This window comes from Streptomyces physcomitrii, from assembly GCF_012273655.1.
Taxonomy (GTDB): Bacteria; Actinomycetota; Actinomycetes; order Streptomycetales; family Streptomycetaceae; genus Streptomyces; species Streptomyces physcomitrii.
Window position 1 is genome coordinate 116468 of sequence record NZ_JAAWWP010000007.1, and the last position, 15777, is coordinate 132244.

The 15777-nt window shown below is 72.2% G+C and carries 18 protein-coding genes; 7 read left to right on the top strand and 11 right to left on the bottom strand.

Annotated features, from left to right (window positions below):
• Positions 1-4: 4 nt before the first annotated feature.
• Positions 5-562, top strand: a complete 558-nt coding sequence (locus HFV08_RS13730; protein WP_168539281.1) for a TetR/AcrR family transcriptional regulator — start codon at positions 5-7, stop codon at positions 560-562.
• A gap of 228 nt (positions 563-790) precedes the next feature.
• Here the strand turns inward: HFV08_RS13730 and HFV08_RS13740 are convergent, their stop codons facing one another.
• On the bottom strand, positions 791-1936 hold the full coding sequence (locus HFV08_RS13740; RefSeq protein WP_168539283.1) for a glycoside hydrolase family 113 protein: 1146 nt from the start codon (positions 1934-1936) through the stop codon (positions 791-793).
• A gap of 421 nt (positions 1937-2357) precedes the next feature.
• Positions 2358-2864 carry a DinB family protein gene (locus HFV08_RS13745; protein WP_168539285.1) on the bottom strand — a complete coding sequence of 169 codons (507 nt, stop codon included), beginning with the start codon at positions 2862-2864 and terminating at the stop codon, positions 2358-2360.
• Between the two features lie 413 nt (positions 2865-3277).
• Here HFV08_RS13745 and HFV08_RS13750 point away from each other — a divergent pair, with 413 nt between their 5' ends.
• Positions 3278-4741 (top strand): serine hydrolase domain-containing protein, encoded by a 1464-nt coding sequence (locus HFV08_RS13750; protein ID WP_168539287.1) that lies wholly within the window; start codon positions 3278-3280, stop codon positions 4739-4741.
• A 197-nt stretch (positions 4742-4938) separates the two neighbouring features.
• Here the strand turns inward: HFV08_RS13750 and HFV08_RS13755 are convergent, their stop codons facing one another.
• The gene (locus HFV08_RS13755; RefSeq protein WP_168539289.1) at positions 4939-5388 is read right to left on the bottom strand and encodes a GNAT family N-acetyltransferase; all 450 of its coding nucleotides are present in this window, start codon (positions 5386-5388) and stop codon (positions 4939-4941) included.
• Positions 5389-5398: 10 nt separating this feature from the next.
• Entirely contained in the window at positions 5399-5893 is a 495-nt protein-coding gene (locus HFV08_RS13760; protein WP_168539291.1) for a MarR family winged helix-turn-helix transcriptional regulator, read from the bottom strand.
• A gap of 187 nt (positions 5894-6080) precedes the next feature.
• Between HFV08_RS13760 and HFV08_RS13765 the strand changes: the two genes are divergently transcribed.
• On the top strand, positions 6081-7289 hold the full coding sequence (locus tag HFV08_RS13765) for an MFS transporter (protein WP_168539293.1): 1209 nt from the start codon (positions 6081-6083) through the stop codon (positions 7287-7289).
• Between the two features lie 26 nt (positions 7290-7315).
• Here the strand turns inward: HFV08_RS13765 and HFV08_RS13770 are convergent, their stop codons facing one another.
• The 6 genes from HFV08_RS13770 to HFV08_RS13795 all read right to left on the bottom strand — a co-directional run bounded on the left by HFV08_RS13770 (position 7316) and on the right by HFV08_RS13795 (position 11491).
• Positions 7316-8185 carry a GNAT family N-acetyltransferase gene (locus HFV08_RS13770; protein WP_168539295.1) on the bottom strand — a complete coding sequence of 290 codons (870 nt, stop codon included), beginning with the start codon at positions 8183-8185 and terminating at the stop codon, positions 7316-7318.
• Positions 8186-8190: 5 nt separating this feature from the next.
• Positions 8191-8721, bottom strand: a complete 531-nt coding sequence (locus HFV08_RS13775; protein ID WP_168539297.1) for a DUF2269 domain-containing protein — start codon at positions 8719-8721, stop codon at positions 8191-8193.
• 133 nt (positions 8722-8854) lie between these two features.
• Positions 8855-9337 (bottom strand): NUDIX domain-containing protein, encoded by a 483-nt coding sequence (locus tag HFV08_RS13780; protein ID WP_168539299.1) that lies wholly within the window; start codon positions 9335-9337, stop codon positions 8855-8857.
• A gap of 85 nt (positions 9338-9422) precedes the next feature.
• Entirely contained in the window at positions 9423-10571 is a 1149-nt protein-coding gene (locus HFV08_RS13785) for a cystathionine gamma-lyase (protein WP_376770632.1), read from the bottom strand.
• Between the two features lie 47 nt (positions 10572-10618).
• A complete protein-coding gene (locus HFV08_RS13790) occupies positions 10619-11107 on the bottom strand; it encodes a low molecular weight protein-tyrosine-phosphatase (protein ID WP_168539301.1) in 489 nt (162 codons plus the stop codon).
• A gap of 6 nt (positions 11108-11113) precedes the next feature.
• Positions 11114-11491, bottom strand: a complete 378-nt coding sequence (locus HFV08_RS13795; protein ID WP_168539302.1) for a phage holin family protein — start codon at positions 11489-11491, stop codon at positions 11114-11116.
• A 127-nt stretch (positions 11492-11618) separates the two neighbouring features.
• Here HFV08_RS13795 and HFV08_RS13800 point away from each other — a divergent pair, with 127 nt between their 5' ends.
• The 4 genes from HFV08_RS13800 (at position 11619) to HFV08_RS13815 (ending at position 14117) form a co-directional block, all read left to right on the top strand.
• Entirely contained in the window at positions 11619-11936 is a 318-nt protein-coding gene (locus HFV08_RS13800) for a cupin domain-containing protein (RefSeq protein WP_040251363.1), read from the top strand.
• 253 nt (positions 11937-12189) lie between these two features.
• On the top strand, positions 12190-12408 hold the full coding sequence (locus HFV08_RS13805; RefSeq protein WP_040251365.1) for a DUF5326 family protein: 219 nt from the start codon (positions 12190-12192) through the stop codon (positions 12406-12408).
• A 300-nt stretch (positions 12409-12708) separates the two neighbouring features.
• Positions 12709-13542 carry an IclR family transcriptional regulator gene (locus tag HFV08_RS13810; RefSeq protein WP_246341722.1) on the top strand — a complete coding sequence of 278 codons (834 nt, stop codon included), beginning with the start codon at positions 12709-12711 and terminating at the stop codon, positions 13540-13542.
• 137 nt (positions 13543-13679) lie between these two features.
• Entirely contained in the window at positions 13680-14117 is a 438-nt protein-coding gene (locus HFV08_RS13815) for an SsgA family sporulation/cell division regulator (RefSeq protein ID WP_040251369.1), read from the top strand.
• A 77-nt stretch (positions 14118-14194) separates the two neighbouring features.
• Here the strand turns inward: HFV08_RS13815 and HFV08_RS13820 are convergent, their stop codons facing one another.
• Positions 14195-15637, bottom strand: a complete 1443-nt coding sequence (locus tag HFV08_RS13820; RefSeq protein ID WP_168539303.1) for a YibE/F family protein — start codon at positions 15635-15637, stop codon at positions 14195-14197.
• Positions 15638-15777: the final 140 nt, after the last annotated feature.

The following is a 15777-nucleotide window of genomic DNA, read 5'->3' on the forward strand; positions in this document are numbered from 1 at the left end:
CTCCGTGGCCGAGCACCGGACCATGCAGCGCGACGCCCTGCTGGACGCCGCCCGCTCCCTGCTGTCCGAGGGCGGTACCGACGCGCTGACGTTCCCCGCCCTTGCCGAGCGCACCGGACTGGCCCGTTCCTCCGTCTACGAATACTTCCGGTCCCGGGCGGCCGTGGTCGAAGAGCTGTGCGCGGTCGATTTTCCCGTGTGGGCCGCCGAGGTCGAGAGCGCCATGCAGCAGGCGACCACCCCCGAGGGCAAGGTCGAGGCCTATGTGCGACGTCAGCTGGCCCTGGTCGGCGACCGGCGGCACCGGGCCGTCGTCGCCATCTCCGCCAGTGAACTCGACGAAGGCGCCAGGGAGAAGATCCGAGCGGCCCACGGCGGACTCGTGACCATGATCGGCGAGGCCCTGGGCGCGATGGGGCACAGCCAGCCGCGGCTGGCGGCCATGCTGTTGCAGGGGGTCGTGGACGCGGCCGTACGCCGCATCGAGCTCGGGGTCGCCGAGGATCCGGCGGCGATCACGGAGGCGGCTGTGGGGATGGCGCTGCGGGGGGTACGGGGCTGAATCGCGCGGCTTGGGGGGCGGGGGGGGGGGGGGGGGGGGGGGGGGGGGGGGGGGGGGGGGGGGGGGGGGGGGGGGGGGGGGGGGGGGGGGGGGGGGGGGGGGGGGGGGGGGGGGGGGGCGGGGGCCGGGGCCCCTCCCCCAGTGGTCCACCCTCACTGCCTCACCCCACCTCCAGCCTTACCCCCACCGCCCCACCCCACCTCCAGCCTCACCCCCACCGCCCCACCCTCAAGCCCTCCCGAAGTGCCCCGCCACAGCCCGGAACGACTCCTTGGGTTCCCAGTGCCACTCCCGCCCCGGCTCGTCCTTGCTCTGCCACAGGGGCTTGACCAGGCTGTAGCTGGCCATGTCCAGGTCGTAGCGCCGCTCGGTGCGGTGTGGGGCGTCCGGGGTGACGAACTGGTAGGCGAGGGCGGCGTACAGGTTCATCGACTCGAAGATGTCGAGCAGGTCGGCGAGGTAGGCGGCCTGGGTGCGTTCGCTGCGGACCAGGCCGCTGATGATCTCCGGTGGCTCCTTCTCGTAGTCGACGGCGTCCCAGCCCATGCCGCCCTTCTCCGGCGCACCGCGGTAGGTGCAGGTGCCGAACTCGGAGACCACGACCGGCTTGCCCCACCGCTGGTATGTGCGCAGTTCGCGGACGTGGTCGGCGCGATGCGGGAAGTAGGCGTAGTAGTTGACGCTGACCAGGTCGAAGAGGCTCCAATCGACCTCGTCGCCCTCGGCCGCACCGTAGGTGATCCTGCCGCCGAAGACGGAACGGGCCGTTTTCGCGGACTTGGCTATGAAGGCGCGTAGCCGCTTCCGCATCATGACGGGGTCGAAGTTGCCCTGGGTGAGGTTCTCGATGCGTTCGAGGGCGTTGGCGCCGGGCACGATGCCGGGGACGAAGAGGACGAACTCGCAGCCCACGCTGAGGTGTACGGCAGCGCCCTGCTTACGCAGTCGTTCGGCGTGCCTTCCGGTCTCCGCCAGGTGTTCCAGGATCTCCTTGTGCGGGCGGTCCGCGAGCCGGGGCTGCAGCCAGACGTGGAGGCCTTCCTCGGCCGCCTGTGTGGAGGTGGCTTTCAGCCGGTCGACCCCGTCGCCGAAGACCGAGACGGAGTTGGCGCCCAGATCCCTCCGGATCACCCGCAGGTCCTTGCGCATCCGGGCCGCGTTCCAGCCGGTGTGCGGGGTCTCGCCGTCCGCGACCTCGTAGCCGACGCCTCGGTAGGTGAGGCCGCGGTGGCCGCGTCGCGCCGCCTGGCCCGGCTCCGTGGCCTCGGCGCGGTGGGTGCCGCGGCCCGTCAGGATTCCTCCTGCCGTGCCCGCGATCCCGACCGCCGCCGCCCCCGTCAGGAACTGCCCTCGGCTGATCTTCCTGCCTCGCATCGTGCGCCTCCGTCCGCCCGTGGATCCTGCCGCCGCGCCTCGGCAACCGCGCGACCGGTTCCTCAGTCTCGGGAGGCTGGTTGGCCGTGGTCGTCAGCCGATGGTCTACGGCGCATCGACCTTGGTCGGCGGCGGCGAGCGGAGCAGTCGGCCATGAGCAGCGAGCAGCAGACCCCTCGGCGACGAGAAACGGCGGGTCACCGACGCATGCCCGACGCCGTGCCATCATCCAGCGGCACACGGCACACGGCACACGGCACACGGCACACGGCACACGGCACACGGCACACGGCACACGGCACACGGCCCCGGTGCCCACCGCCCCCGCATCTCCCGGCAGCCAACGTCATCCGTGAGACGGCGAGTTCGCGCCGATCGCCTCCGATCGCTTCCGACCGCGCCCCTCCAGGCCCGGGATGGTTCAGGCGCCCACGCTGCCGTCGATGGCCTCGCGTAGGAAGTCGGCGTGGCCGTTGTGCCGCGCGTACTCGTGGATGAGGTGCAGCATGACGAGGCGGAGGGAGACATGCTCGCCCCAGCGCTTCTGGTAGCCCGTGACGTCGAGGGAGGCGGCGGACTCCTCGATGCGCCGGGCGTGGGCGACCTCGGTCTCCCAGGCTTCGAAGGCCTCGGCGGCACTGGCCTCGCGGGCGTCGTAGGCGACCTGGTAGTCGCCGGTGGGGGACCAGACGAGCTCGATGTCCTCGGCGTCGATGACCCGGCGGAACCAGGTGCGTTCGACCTCGGCCATATGCCGTACGAGGCCGAGGAGGGACAGCGTGGACGGCGGCATCGACTGGCGGCGCAGCTGTTCCTCGGTGAGGCCCTCGCACTTCATGGCGAGGGTGGCGCGGTGGAAGTCGAGATAGGCGCGCAGGGTCTCGCGTTCGCCGCCCTGGAGTGGTGGACCGGTGCGCTCGATGGTCATGTCCCTGTTCTCCCTTGCCTTCGTCAACTCGCCTTGCGCTCCCGGGGGCGAGAGCGGACGGGCTCTGCCGGACGGACCCCGAATTCCGTTCCGCCCAGCCATCTCCGCATGAGGTGCGACCGCCCGACGCTATCCGAGGCACCGCGAGGCCTCACCCCGCCCCCGGTGGACCCCGCTTCCGCAGCCCCCGCCCCGGCACCCACACCCAGACCCCACCGCTCGGCACCACCCCCCCCGCCTACTGCCGGCAACTCCACCACAGCGCTAGCGAAGTGCACCGGACCCGACCCAACTGGCCACCTCGCAGGCACAGTGGAGTCGACCCGACCCAAGTGCACACCACGCAAGCGAAGCGGACGCGGCACGGCGGAAATCAGCTCGACCTGTGGGGCATACGAGAGTGAACTGACCCCATGACGACGACATCGCAGCCAGAGCCGCCCGCGCACCAGGAGCAGCCCTCCCGGCAAGAGACCGCCCCTCACCAAGAGCCGCCCGCGCAGGACGAGTTGCTCCCCGCCACCCGCCGGGCCCTGCTCCACCGCGTGGCCGTGGCGCAGGTCGAGGGGAGGGCGCCGTCGCTGGTCGCCGCAGTGGTGCGCGGGGGCGAACTGGTGTGGAGCGGGGCCCGTTCCGGTCCCGGGGGCCGGCAGCCGGGCACCGACGTCCAGTACCGCATCGGGTCGATCACCAAGACCTTCACCGCGGTGCTGGTGATGCGGTTGCGGGACGAGGGATTGCTCGACCTCACCGACCCCCTGGAGAAGCATCTGCCCGGCACCGGAGTGGGCGAGGCGACCGTCGCCGAACTGCTCGCGCACACCGGCGGGCTCGCGGCCGAGTCCCCGGCACCGTGGTGGGAGCGCACCCCCGGCTCGCTGCGCCCGGAGCTGGCCGACGTCCTGGGGGAGGAACCGCTGCGTCACCCCGTGGGCCGCCGTCACCACTACTCGAACCCCGGGTTCACCCTCCTCGGCGCGCTCGTGGAGGAGGTCCGCGGTGCGCCCTGGGAGGAGGTGCTGCGGCGGGAGGTGCTCGTACCGCTGGGGCTGGAGCGCACCTCGGGGTCTCCGCAGGCGCCGTACATGGAGGGCTGGGCGGTGCATCCCTGGGCGGATGTGCTGCTCCCGGAGCCGAGCGAGGACCTGGGAAGGATGGCGCCCGCGGGTCAGCTCTGGTCGACGGCGGAGGATCTGGCGCGGTTCGCCTCCTTCCTCGCGCGCGGGGACGAGCGGGTGCTCAGCGCCGAGTCGGTGCGCGAGATGCGGACGCCCGCCGCGCCCCCGGAGGCGGCGGAGGTGAGGACCGGGACCTCGTACGGGCTCGGGATGCAGCTGCAGTCGCACTCCGGGCGGCTGCTCGCGGGGCACTCGGGTTCGCTGCCGGGGTTTCTCGCCTCTCTGATGTTCAGTGCCGAGGACGATCTCGGCGCGATCGTGCTCAGCAACTGCACCTCGGGGCCGCTCTGTTCGACGGTCGCCGCCGACCTGGTACGGATCGTCGCCGAGGCGGAGCCGCGGATTCCCGAGCCCTGGCGTCCCCTGGCGCAGGCGGCGGACTCCGTGCTGGCGCTCGCCGGGCCCTGGTACTGGGGCACGCAGGTGATGGCGCTCCGGATCACCCGCGAGGGCGGGCTGTCGCTGGGCCCTCTGGCCGGTGGCGGTCGGCGCTCGCATTTCCGGAGCAACGGCGACGGCACCTGGACGGGGCTGGAGGGGTACTACGCGGGCGAGTTGCTCCAGGCGGTGCGCCGCGCGGACGGTTCGGTGAGCCATCTCGACCTCGGCTCCTTCGTCTTCACACGCGAGCCCTACGAGCAGGGGGCGCCGGTCCCGGGAGGCGTCGACCCGCAGGGCTGGAGGCCCGTGCCGGAGTGAGCGGTCCGCCACATCCGAGTCGCCAACTGCCGTGCGTGACCGACTGTTTCACGTGAAACCATGAGGATCCGCGTGAAACGGAACGAACTCGCCTGAGGGCAACCGGACTTCCCGCTCCCCAGGCCCTCAACACCCAGGCCCGGGCGCCGTTTCACGTGAAACAGCGCCCGGGCCTGACGCGCCCCGCCTGAGCCTGCTCAGAGCTGCTTCTTGAACCCCACATGCGAGGCCGTGAAGCCGAGTCGTTCGTAGAAGCGGTGGGCCTCGGTGCGGGTGGCGTCCGAGGTGAGCTGGACCAACTGGCAGCCCTCGTCGCGGGAGGTGTCCACCGCCCAGGCGATGAGCCGGCCGCCGAGGCCGCTGCCACGGACATCGGCGTGGATACGGACCCCTTCGATGAGCGAGCGGGCCGCTCCCTTGCGGGAGAGCCCCGGGATGATCGTGAGCTGAAGGGTGCCGACGACCTGCTCGCCCTGGACGGCGACCACCAGATGCTGGTGCGGATCGGCGGCGCAGCGCGCGAAGGCGGTCCGGTACGGGGTGAGGTCGTCCGGCGACTCGCGCTGGGCGCCCAGGGCGTCATCGGCGAGCATGTTCACGATCGCCTGAAGGTCGTTCTCGGTTGCCGGTCTGATCTCGATGTCCATGAACCGCAGCCTAGGCGGGGGAGGACGCGCCCCCGACGGGGGTGGAGGCCAGCGGCACCCCGGCGGTCTCGACGGCCCGGACCAGCGGGGCGAGCTGCGGGTCCCTGGCCGCCTCGTCGAGGGCTTCGCGCAGTGCGCCGTCATTGGTGGGCCGGGCCTCGGTGAGCAGCCGGTTGCCCTCCTCGGTGACGTCCGTATAGATGCCGCGGCGGTCGGTCGGACACAGATAGCGGCTGAGCAGCCCGCGGTCTTCGAGCCGGGTGACCAGGCGGGTGGTGGCGCTCTGGCTGAGCACCACGGCGTCGGCGACCTGCTTCATCTGCAGATGGCCGCCCTCGCCGTTGTGCTGCCTGCTGAGCGAGTTGAGCAGGGAGTATTCGCGGACGCTGAGCCCGTGCCGGGACTGGAGGGCCTTCTCGATGTGGGCCTCGATCCTGCCGTGCAGCAGCGACAGGGCGCACCAGCCCTGGGCGAGTGCGGTCAGCGCGGGGTCGGTGGCGGCCATCTTCGGGGGACCTCCTCTGCTGGCTCCGGTCTGCCGGCGCCGGACGGCTGTGACCCAGGATACGGCAGCGCTGCAATAGCCCGCGCTTGCAATTAAACCGCGTATGCAACTACCGTCGTACGCGTCATACAAGCTTGCGCGGATTATTTTTGGGTCTGCCGCGCGCCCGCTCTCTGGAAGGTGGCTCATGCCCCTCGCGCTCCTCGCCCTGGCGGTCGGGGCTTTCGGTATCGGCACCACGGAGTTCGTGATCATGGGCCTGCTGCCCGAGGTCGCGGAGGACTTCGGCGTCTCCATCCCCTCGGCCGGGCTCCTGGTCACCGGCTACGCCCTCGGGGTGGTGATCGGCGCCCCGCTGATGACCGCCCTGGGCACCAAGATCTCCCGTAAGCGGATGCTGATGCTCCTGATGGGGCTGTTCATCGCCGGGAACACCCTCTCCGCGCTCGCCCCGAGCTTCGAGCTGATGCTCGCGGGCCGCATCGTCGCCTCGCTCGCCCACGGCGCCTTCTTCGGCATCGGTGCCGTGGTGGCCGCCGAACTCGTCGCACCCGAGAAGCGGGCCGGAGCCATCGCGCTGATGTTCACCGGGCTGACCGTCGCCAATGTGCTCGGCGTCCCGCTCGGCACCCTGGTCGGGCAGCACGCGGGCTGGCGGGTCACCTTCGGCCTGGTCGCCGGACTCGGCGTGCTCGGTCTCGCCGGGGTGGCCGCCCTGGTCCCCGAGACCGCCCGGCCCGAAGGGGTGCGGCTGCGCCATGAGATCGCCGTCTTCCGCAATGTGCAGGTCCTGCTCGCCCTGGCGATGACCGTGCTCGGCTTCGGCGGTGTCTTCGCGGCGATCACCTATATCGCCCCGATGATGCGCGAGACCGCGGGCTACGCCGACTCCTCGGTGACCTGGCTGCTGATCCTGCTCGGCCTCGGCATGGTCGCGGGCAACCTCCTCGGCGGCCGGTTCGCCGACCGGGCCCTGATGCGGATGCTCTACGTCTCGCTCGGCGGCCTCACCGTGGTCCTCGCCCTGTTCACGGTCACCGCGCACCACAAGGTCACCGCGGCCGTCAGCCTCGCGCTGATCGGCGCCCTCGGCTTCGCCACCGTGCCCCCGCTGCAGAAGCGGGTGCTCGACCAGGCGGCCGGTGCCCCCACCCTCGCCTCGGCCATGAACATCGGCGCCTTCAACCTGGGCAACGCCCTTGCCGCCTGGCTCGGCGGACTCGTCATCGCCGGAGGCCTCGGCTACACCGCGCCGAACTGGGTGGGCGCCCTCCTCGCCGGATCCGCCCTGCTGCTCGCCGTCCTCGCGGCCGCCCTGGAGCGCCGCTCACCCGCAGCGGGCCGTACCGTCGCCCGCTCCGCGCCGGACCGGCCGACGGAGTCCGTCCGCGCCTGAGCCCACGCCTGCCTGCCGCCGACCCGTCAGGCCGCGGCGACGGTCAGCGGAGCGAAGCGGCGCCGCCAGTCGCCGGGCAGCTGCGGGGCGCCGCACACCATCACGGTCTGGTGGAAGGCCCCGGCCAGGCCCTGGGTCTTCGCCCAGTCGAGGAGTTCCTCGTGGCGTACGTCGATGTCGGTACGGAGTTCGCGCGCGGTCCCGGCGGCGAGCGCGGCGATCAGTGCCTGGGCGGTGGCGGTGTCCTCGGCGACCAGCGGGCCGATGACGTCATGGTGCGTATTGGGCCAGGCCGCGGCGAAGCCGGTCAGCCGGCCGCCCGATTCGGCCACCCGGAACTGGTCGGCGAAGGCCGGAAGGCGGGTCAGCAGATGGGTCCGGTCCAGGCCGAAGACCTCGGCGTCCAGCCGCAGGATCGCCGGCAGATCCTCGGCGGTGGCCGGGCGGGTGGCGCGCTCGGGGACCGGGGCGGCCTCCCGGTAGCGGCCCTTCACCGTCTCCACCTCGCCGGTGGCGGTGAAGCCCAGCCGTTCGTACAGGGGCCGGCCGAGCGGGGTGGCGTGCAGGGTGAGGGCGGGCGTGCCCGCCGCGGCGAGGGCGTGCTCCATCAGCCGCCGTCCGAGCCCGCGGCGCTCGTGCCGCTCGGCGACCAGGACCATGCCGATCGCGGCCAGTTCCGGCTTCTCGCCGGGGCCGAACCAGGTGAGGGTGCAGGCGCCGATCAGCCCCTCGCCCTCCGGGTCGTCGATCCCGTAACCGGCCCCCGCGGTGAGCAGGAGCCCCCATTTGTGCTCCTCGCGCGCCCACCCCCGGGACTCCGAGAGATCGGCACAGGCGTAGAGATCGCGCCGGGTGAGCCGGCGAATGGGCAGAAGGGAGAGCTGAGGTGTCGACACGCAGGTCAGGCTGTCTGACGTACCGCCCCGGCGTCCACCTTTTTGCTCGCCCGCGACCTCTGCTTTCGGCCACGGCGGGTCAGGCCCCAGGGCTTGAGCAGAGACAGCGCTGTCATGAACAGATACGTGGCGAGAGAGACCGAGGGCGGCACGAGCATAGTGCCCGCATCCGAGAGGGTTTCGCCCGCAATCGCCTCTGCCGCGGCTGTGTTGATGCCCGGCCGCAAAGAGAAGATCGTCAGACCTGTGGTGATCAGTGTCAGCCAGAACTTGACCGAGACCCACCGGTGCCGCAGCAGCCCCCAGGACGTACCGAGGGAGAGCACCAGCCCGCTCGCCAGTGTGAGGAAGGCCACCGGGATCAGCAGCCAGTCCGCGAACATCTTCATCGAGCGGTACGAGGCCTCGGCCGCCTCCGGGGTGGTCGTCGCGGTGATCGCCAGCGCGAGCAGCCCCAGCGACAGGCCCAGCCAGCTGACCGAGGCGGAGACATGCAGGACGAGGAAGGCCCGGCGTGCGGGACGGCGAAGTTTCACGTGAAACACCGTGCCGCCGCCGAGCGGTCCGAGTCGTCTGACAGCGGGAGTAACCGCGCCTACTAGCCTCGGCGTATCCGAGCGGCCCCCCGCGAGTCCGGCGCGAGCCCGGCCTGATCCGAAGGAAAGGCCTCTAGCCCAAGTCCCCGGCGTGCAGCGCGTGGACGCCCTCCACATTGCCGTCCAGGTAGTGCCGCAGCGAGAGCGGCACCAGGTGCACCGTGGCGATGCCGACGCGGGTGAAGGGCACCCGCACGATCTCGTACTCCCCGCAGGGCTCCTCGACCTCGGGTCCGTGCCGCTGCGAGAGGTCCATGGACTCCAGGCGGCAGACGAAGAAGTGCTGGACCTTCACCCCGGTCGTGGCGGCGTCCGGGCCGATGTGCTCCACCGTGTCCACGAAACAGGGCACCACATGGGAGATCTTGGCGCCGAGTTCCTCGTGCACCTCGCGGTGGAGGGCATCGACGACGGTGGCGTCCTCGGGCTCGACTCCCCCGCCCGGGGTGACCCAGTACGGATCGACCCCGGGTTTGGTGCGCTTGATCAGGACGAGGTCGGCGCCGTCGAGCAGGACGGCACGGGCGGTGCGCTTGACCACGGGTCGGACGGTCATGGGAGAAATGTGGCCCCGGTACCCGCCGGTGAAACCTCTCGGTTCCGCCCGGACAGGAGTGCCCCGGCGCGGTCTCCGGTGCCGCTCACGCCGCCGTCTCCCGCGCGGTGTCCAGGGCGCGCAGCACGTCGCCGACAAGGTCATCGGTGTTCTCCGCGCCCGCCGAGAAGCGCACGAAGCCCTCGGGTACGGCGTCCCCGCCCCACCGGCCGCGCCGCTCGGCGGTGGAGCGGACCCCGCCGAAGCTGGTCGCCTCCTCCACCAGGTGCAGCGAGGTGAGGAAGCGCTCGGCGTACGCCTTCGAGGGCAGCGTGAAGGAGACCACACAGCCGAAGCGCCGCATCTGCCGGGCGGCGACGGGATACGAGGGGTCCCCGGGCAGCCCGGGGTAGCGCAGCGCGCTGATCTCGGGCCGGTCCCGCAGCGCCTCGGCGAGGGCGAGCGCGTTGGCGTTCTGCCGCTCTGCGCGCAGCTCGACCGTGGCCAGCGAACGGTGTGCGAGCCAGGACTCCATCGGTCCCTGCACCGCCCCGACGATCTTGCGCCAGCGCCGCACCGAGGCGGCCAGCGCGGCGTCCCGGCAGACGACATAGCCGAGCAGTACGTCACCGTGCCCGGTGAGCTGCTTGGTCCCGCTGGCCACCGCGAAGTCGGCGCCGAGCGCGAGGGGGCGCTGCCCGAGCGGGGTGGCCAGGGTGTTGTCCACGGCGACCAGGGCGCCGCCCGCGTGGGCGGCTTCCGTCAGCCGCCGGATGTCGCAGACGTCGAGGCCGGGGTTGGACGGCGACTCGATCCACAGCAGCCGGGCCCCGTCGAGCACCTCCAGCTGGCCGTCGCCGCCGGTGGGCGCGGTCCGTACCTCGATGCCGAAGGAGGTGAGCTGCTCCCGTACCAGCGGCAGCGCCTGGTAGCCGTCGTCGGGCAGGACGACCGCGTCGCCCGCGCGCAGCTGGGAGAAGAGCACGGCGGAGATCGCGGCCATGCCGGAGGCGAAGACCAGGGCCTCGATCCCGTCCTCGCCGGGGGCCTCCAACTCGCCGAGGGCCCGCTCCAGATGGGTCCAGGTCGGGTTCTCGTCGCGGCCGTAGGTGTACGCGCCGGTGGGCTCGCCCGGCAGGTGGTAGTGGGCGGCGAAGACGGGACCCGGCAGGGTCGGCTCGTGCTTCACGGGGGCGGGCAGCCCGGCCCGCACCGCCCGGGTGCCCTCGCCCCGGGTCTCCCCCGCCTGCTCCACCGGAACCGCCTGCTCCACCGGCCCCGCCGACTCCGTCCGCTCCTCGCTCACGACCGCTCCTTCACCTCTGTGCGTACCGCTTCCAGCAGCCCGTCGACCGCCCGCTCCACCGAGTCGAGGCACTCCTCGAAGTCCTCGATGCCGCCGTAATAAGGGTCCGCCACGTCCAGGTCGGCGCCCGCGGCGGGGTCGTAGGAGCGCAGCAGGCGGACCTTCGCGGCGTCCGACGGGTCCGGGGCGAGGGCGCGCAGCTCCCGCAGGTGGCCGCGGTCGAGGGCGAGCACCAGGTCGAGCCGGGAGAACCACTCGGCCCGGAACTGCCGGGCGAGGTGAGCGCCCGGATATCCGGCGGCCCGGAGGACCTCGACCGTGCGCGGGTCGGCGCCGTCGCCCTCGTGCCAGCCGCCGGTGCCGGCGCTGTCGGTCTCGACGAGGGTGTCCAGCCCCTCGTCGGCCAGGCGGGCGCGGAAGACGATCTCGGCCATCGGGGAGCGGCAGATGTTGCCGGTGCAGACGAAGCAGACGCGGTAGGGCACGGGCGTTCAGTCCTCGTCGGGCAGTACGACGTGCAGGGCCCAGGAGACGACCGAGATGATCAGGCCGCCGAGGACCGCGGTCCAGAAGCCCTCCACATGGAAGCTGACGTCGAGCTTCCCGGCGATCCAGGAGGTCAGCAGCAGCATCAGGGCGTTGACGACGAGGGTGATCAGCCCGAGCGTGAGGATGAACAGCGGGAAGGTCAGGACCTGCACCACCGGCTTGACGAGGAAGTTCACCAGGCCGAAGAGGAGCGCGACCACGATCAGCGTGAGCACCTTGCTGCCGGTGCTGTGCCCGGTGAGGGTGATGTCGCCGAGGACCGCGACCGCGACGAGCAGGGCTGCCGCGTTGGCCAGCGTCTTGACTACGAAATTCTTCATGTGTCTGATCGTGGCAGACACGGCCGGAAGACGATCGGGCCGACCGCCATCCGAGCAGGCCGGCCCCGCGCCACCGGTTCGGCGCGGGCAGCAGCGGACACCACAGGGCAAGGGGCACAGGGCGGCGATGAAGGCTTTCCGGCTGGAAGAGCTAGAGGTGGAGCGGGCCGCGAACGACGGCGCCTATCTGCAGTTCCTGCGCGAGCGGAACATGTCGGTCGGCCTCTACGCCCTCGACGCGGGGCAGAGCGACCCGCAGCGCCCGCACCGGCAGGACGAGGTCTACTTCGTGGTCAGCGGCCGGGCCGCGCTCACCGTCGGCACCGAGACCACCCAGGTCGCCCGCGGCAGCGTCGTCTACGTACCGGCCGGGGTGCCGCACAAGTTCCACCACATCAGCGAGGACCTGCGGGTGATGGTGGTCTTCTCGCCACCGGAGGCCTGAGCCCTCCGGGCTGGAACGACGAGGAGGGCCTGCCCTGCGAGGCGGGGTGGCCCGGCCGAGGAGGGGCGGGCCCGGCGCCGGAGCGGAACGCGCCTCAGGGCTGCCCGGCGATCGGGCCCCGGCACCCCTAGGGGGCGGTTCAGGGAGAGGCAAGGGGCCGGGGAGCCCCGCGGCCGTCCGGCGCGTCCTAGCATCGGAGACACGAAAATGATCCGAGGTGCGCGCGGGAGCGGCCTCGAGAAGGGCGAGGGCCATGGCTGAGCGAGGATTCTTCACGGGACTGCCGTGGTGGGTGAAGTGGGTCGCGGTGCCGCTCATCGCGCTCCTCGTCTTCGGCGGCCTGATCGGCGGGGTGCTGTCCTTCCTGTTCGGACTGCTGTTCAAGGTGCTGCTGTTCGTGGCCCTGGTCAGCGCGCTGATCTACGTGGTGCGCAAGGTCTCCCGCTCGGGTTCGCGCGGCGGCGGCTGGTAGCGGCTTCCGGCCAGTCGGGCCTGGCGGAAGGGGAGTTGGGGAACCCGCGGGCGCCGGGCGCGGGCAGGGGATCGAGGCAGCCCCGGGGCGGAGCGCGCCCGTGGGCGGTCCGGGGGCCCGGCGGTGACCCATATCAGGCATTCCCTCGGCAGGGGGAAGTTTCGCCGCAGGGGATCGCGGGCCGCCGGCTGGACGTTAAAGTCCAAGACCCCATGAGGGCGGAGCCCCTGGTCGGCCGAGCCCCTCCCGTGTTCCCCTCTCCGGCACGGCCGGAGCCCCCACGCGCTTCGGGAGTGACCTTTGACGAGGACCGACTCCAGCCCCGCCGGGACCCCGCTCGCCCAGCCCACCGCCCGTACCCTTCCGGCGCCCGCGGCCCAGCCCGGCGCCCCCACCCTCATCGGCTCCGTCCAGCGGGCCATGCGGCTGCTCGAAACCGCCGCCCGGCACACCGGCGGGGCCCCGGCCAAGCAGCTCGCCCGGGAGGCGGGCCTCGCCCTGCCCACCGCGTACCACCTGCTGCGGACCCTGGTGCACGAGGGCTATCTCCGGCGCGAGCAGGGCGTGTTCGTGCTCGGCTCGGCCGCCGAGCGGCTCGGCAGCGGGGCCGCGGCGCAGAGTCGTCGCGCCAGGATCGGCAAGACACTCGACGACTGCTGCGAACTCCTCGGCGTACCGCTGTACTTCGCGGTCTACCGGCAGGGCGAGATCGAGGTGGTCTCGGTCGCGGAGCGGCCCGGGTATCGGGCGGTCGAGGAGTGGGCCGACTTCCGGGCGACCGCGCACGCCCACGCGCTCGGGCAGTGCCTGCTCTCGCAGCTGGATCCGGACGCCCGCCGGGACCACCTGGACCGCTACCCCGTCCAGGCCCTCACCCCGTACACGGTCCGTGACGAGCGGACGCTGCTCGCGCGACTCGAAAGAGTGCCGCGCATGCAACCGGTGACGGAACGTCAAGAATATGCGGTGGGGACGGTTTGCGCCGCGATCCCCATCACGGCCGGGGCGACGGCGGCCGCTGTCGCCCTCTCCCTCCCCGCTCACCAGGCACGACGCCTGGCCGCGGTCTCCTTCCGGCTGGGTACCGAGATCGGCCGCGTGGTGGGCTCGCTCTCGTTCTCTATCAGCATCTGAAAACTCACTCCTTGTGATTCGTTGGATACGTAGAGCAAGATTCTCTTCAGTCGGACAGAGTGGGGACATCGGCCGAGCCGGAGTTCCGCGCCGGTCCGGCGATCGCACACGACGGCACACGAGGCGACGGGGTAGGCATGCGCGAGTCGGTACAGGCAGAGGTCATGATGAGCTTCCTCGTCTCGGAGGAGCTCTCCTTCCGCATCCCGGTGGAGCTCCGGTACGAGACCGCCGACCCCTATGCCGTACGGCTGACCTTCCACTTGCCCGGTGACGCCCCCGTCACCTGGGCCTTCGGCAGGGAACTGCTGATCGACGGAGTGGGCGGCCCGTGCGGCGACGGGGACGTGCGGATCGCACCCGCGGATCCCGAGCTGCTCAACGAGGTCCTGATCAAGCTTCAGGTCGGCAGCGACCAGGCGGTGTTCCGGGCGGGCGTCGCCCCCCTGGTCGCCTTCCTGGACCGTACGGACAAGCTGGTGCCGCTCGGTCAGGAGCGGGCGCTCGCCGACTTCGAGTCCCACCTCGACGAGGCGCTGGACCGCATCCTCACCGAGGAGCAGAGCGCGGGCTGAGCCGGACCCCCGCCCCGCTCACCGCCTTGCCGTAACGCTTTTGCCCCTGTGCCGCCCGGGCTCCCCGGGCGGCCGCCTCAGCGCTTGCGGCGCCGCCCGCGCCCCCCGAGTACCGCCGCGCGCCCCGGGGCGCTGCTGCCGCCGGGTGCCGCGCCGCCCGCCGCGGGGGAGCCCGGACCGCCGGGACGGTCGGCCGAGACCACCAGGGCGGCCAGCGCCGTGGTCACCGGCACCGAGGCGACCAGCCCGATCGAGCCGATGAGGGTGCGCACGATCTCCTCGGCGACCAGCTCGCTGGTGGCCACCGTGCCCACGCTCGACTGCGCGATCGAGAAGAGCAGCAGCAGCGGCAGCGCGGCACCGGCGTAGGCGAGGACGAGGGTGTTGACCACGGAGGCGATGTGGTCGCGGCCGATCCGGATGCCGGCGCGGTACAGCTTCCGGCGGCCCATCTCCGGGTCCGCCTGGTGCAGTTCCCAGACCGCCGAGGTCTGGGTGACGGTGACGTCGTCGAGGACGCCGAGCGAGCCGATGATGACCCCCGCGAGCAGCAGGCCGCTCATGTCGAGGTCCGGGTAGAGGCCGTGGATCAGGCCGGTGTTGTCGTCGGTGTTGCCGGTCAGCGCGGCCCAGCCGATGAACAGCGAGCCGAGCAGCCCGATCAGCAGCAGCGAGACCAGGGTGCCGAGCACCGCCACCGAGGTCCGCGCGGTCAGCCCGTGGCACAGATAGAGCGCCACCAGCATGATCGCGCTCGCCCCGACCACCGCCACCAGCAGGGGATTCGAGCCCTGCAGGATCGCCGGGAGGATGAACAGGGTGAGCACCGCGAAGCTGACCGCGAGCGCGATCAGCGCCATCACCCCGCGCAGCCGCCCCACCACGACCACCGCGAGCGCGAAGAGCGCCGCGAGCACCCACATCGGCGGCTCGCGGTCGACATCCGTGACGGAGTACTGGAGTTCACGGGGCGCGTCCGGGGCGTAGGCGACGACGACCTTCTGCCCTTCGTGCAACTGCCGCGGCGAGTCCGGCTGCACGATCTCGGTGAAGGTGCGCCCGCTGTCCTTGCCGCTGGTGACCTTGACGGTCGCCTTGCCGCAACGGCCCTTCGCCTGCTGCTGGGCCGAGGCGCCCTCGGCGGTGGAGGTGTCGCCGTTCGGGGTGTCCGCGGAGGGGTTCACCGAGGAGCAGTCGACCTTCTCCAGGCGGGTGACCTCGGCGGACTGCGTCTGCCGGTCGAAGCCGACGCCGGTGCGCTTGTGGTCGGGGGTACTCCCCGGCCACAGCACGAGCAGGCCGACGGCGACCGCGGCGGTGAAGGGGATCAGCACCGCGGCGATCACCCGGCGCAGATGGCGCGAGACCGGGGCGGCGGGCCCGTGGCCGTGGCTGTGGCCGTGCGCGTGCGGGGGGCCGCCGTGGCCGCCCGGGCCGTCCGCGTCGTCGCCGGGCCCGCCCGGACCCCGCCCGGGCGGCGGTCCGGAGGGCGGATTCGGGGGCTGCTGCGTCGTCGTCACCCGCCGATCATCGCAAGAAGCCGGGGGCGCACTGTTCAGCACGCCCGCGGGGGCGTTAGCGTGGAGGCACTTTGCACAACGCGGGAGCTCGGAGCACCGGGCTGAGAGGGCGCTGAACCTCCGTACCCGGCAGGCACGTC

Bases quoted from the DNA above. Each gene is read 5' to 3' on its own strand.
- HFV08_RS13740 (WP_168539283.1), bottom strand. From the start codon at position 1,936: ATGCGAGGCAGGAAGATCAGCCGAGGGCAGTTCCTGACGGGGGCGGCG.
- HFV08_RS13745 (WP_168539285.1), bottom strand. From the start codon at position 2,864: ATGACCATCGAGCGCACCGGTCCACCACTCCAGGGCGGCGAACGCGAG.
- HFV08_RS13750 (WP_168539287.1), top strand. From the start codon at position 3,278: ATGACGACGACATCGCAGCCAGAGCCGCCCGCGCACCAGGAGCAGCCC.
- HFV08_RS13755 (WP_168539289.1), bottom strand. From the start codon at position 5,388: ATGGACATCGAGATCAGACCGGCAACCGAGAACGACCTTCAGGCGATC.
- HFV08_RS13760 (WP_168539291.1), bottom strand. From the start codon at position 5,893: ATGGCCGCCACCGACCCCGCGCTGACCGCACTCGCCCAGGGCTGGTGC.
- HFV08_RS13765 (WP_168539293.1), top strand. From the start codon at position 6,081: ATGCCCCTCGCGCTCCTCGCCCTGGCGGTCGGGGCTTTCGGTATCGGC.
- HFV08_RS13780 (WP_168539299.1), bottom strand. From the start codon at position 9,337: ATGACCGTCCGACCCGTGGTCAAGCGCACCGCCCGTGCCGTCCTGCTC.
- HFV08_RS13795 (WP_168539302.1), bottom strand. From the start codon at position 11,491: ATGAAGAATTTCGTAGTCAAGACGCTGGCCAACGCGGCAGCCCTGCTC.
- HFV08_RS13800 (WP_040251363.1), top strand. From the start codon at position 11,619: ATGAAGGCTTTCCGGCTGGAAGAGCTAGAGGTGGAGCGGGCCGCGAAC.
- HFV08_RS13805 (WP_040251365.1), top strand. From the start codon at position 12,190: ATGGCTGAGCGAGGATTCTTCACGGGACTGCCGTGGTGGGTGAAGTGG.
- HFV08_RS13815 (WP_040251369.1), top strand. From the start codon at position 13,680: ATGCGCGAGTCGGTACAGGCAGAGGTCATGATGAGCTTCCTCGTCTCG.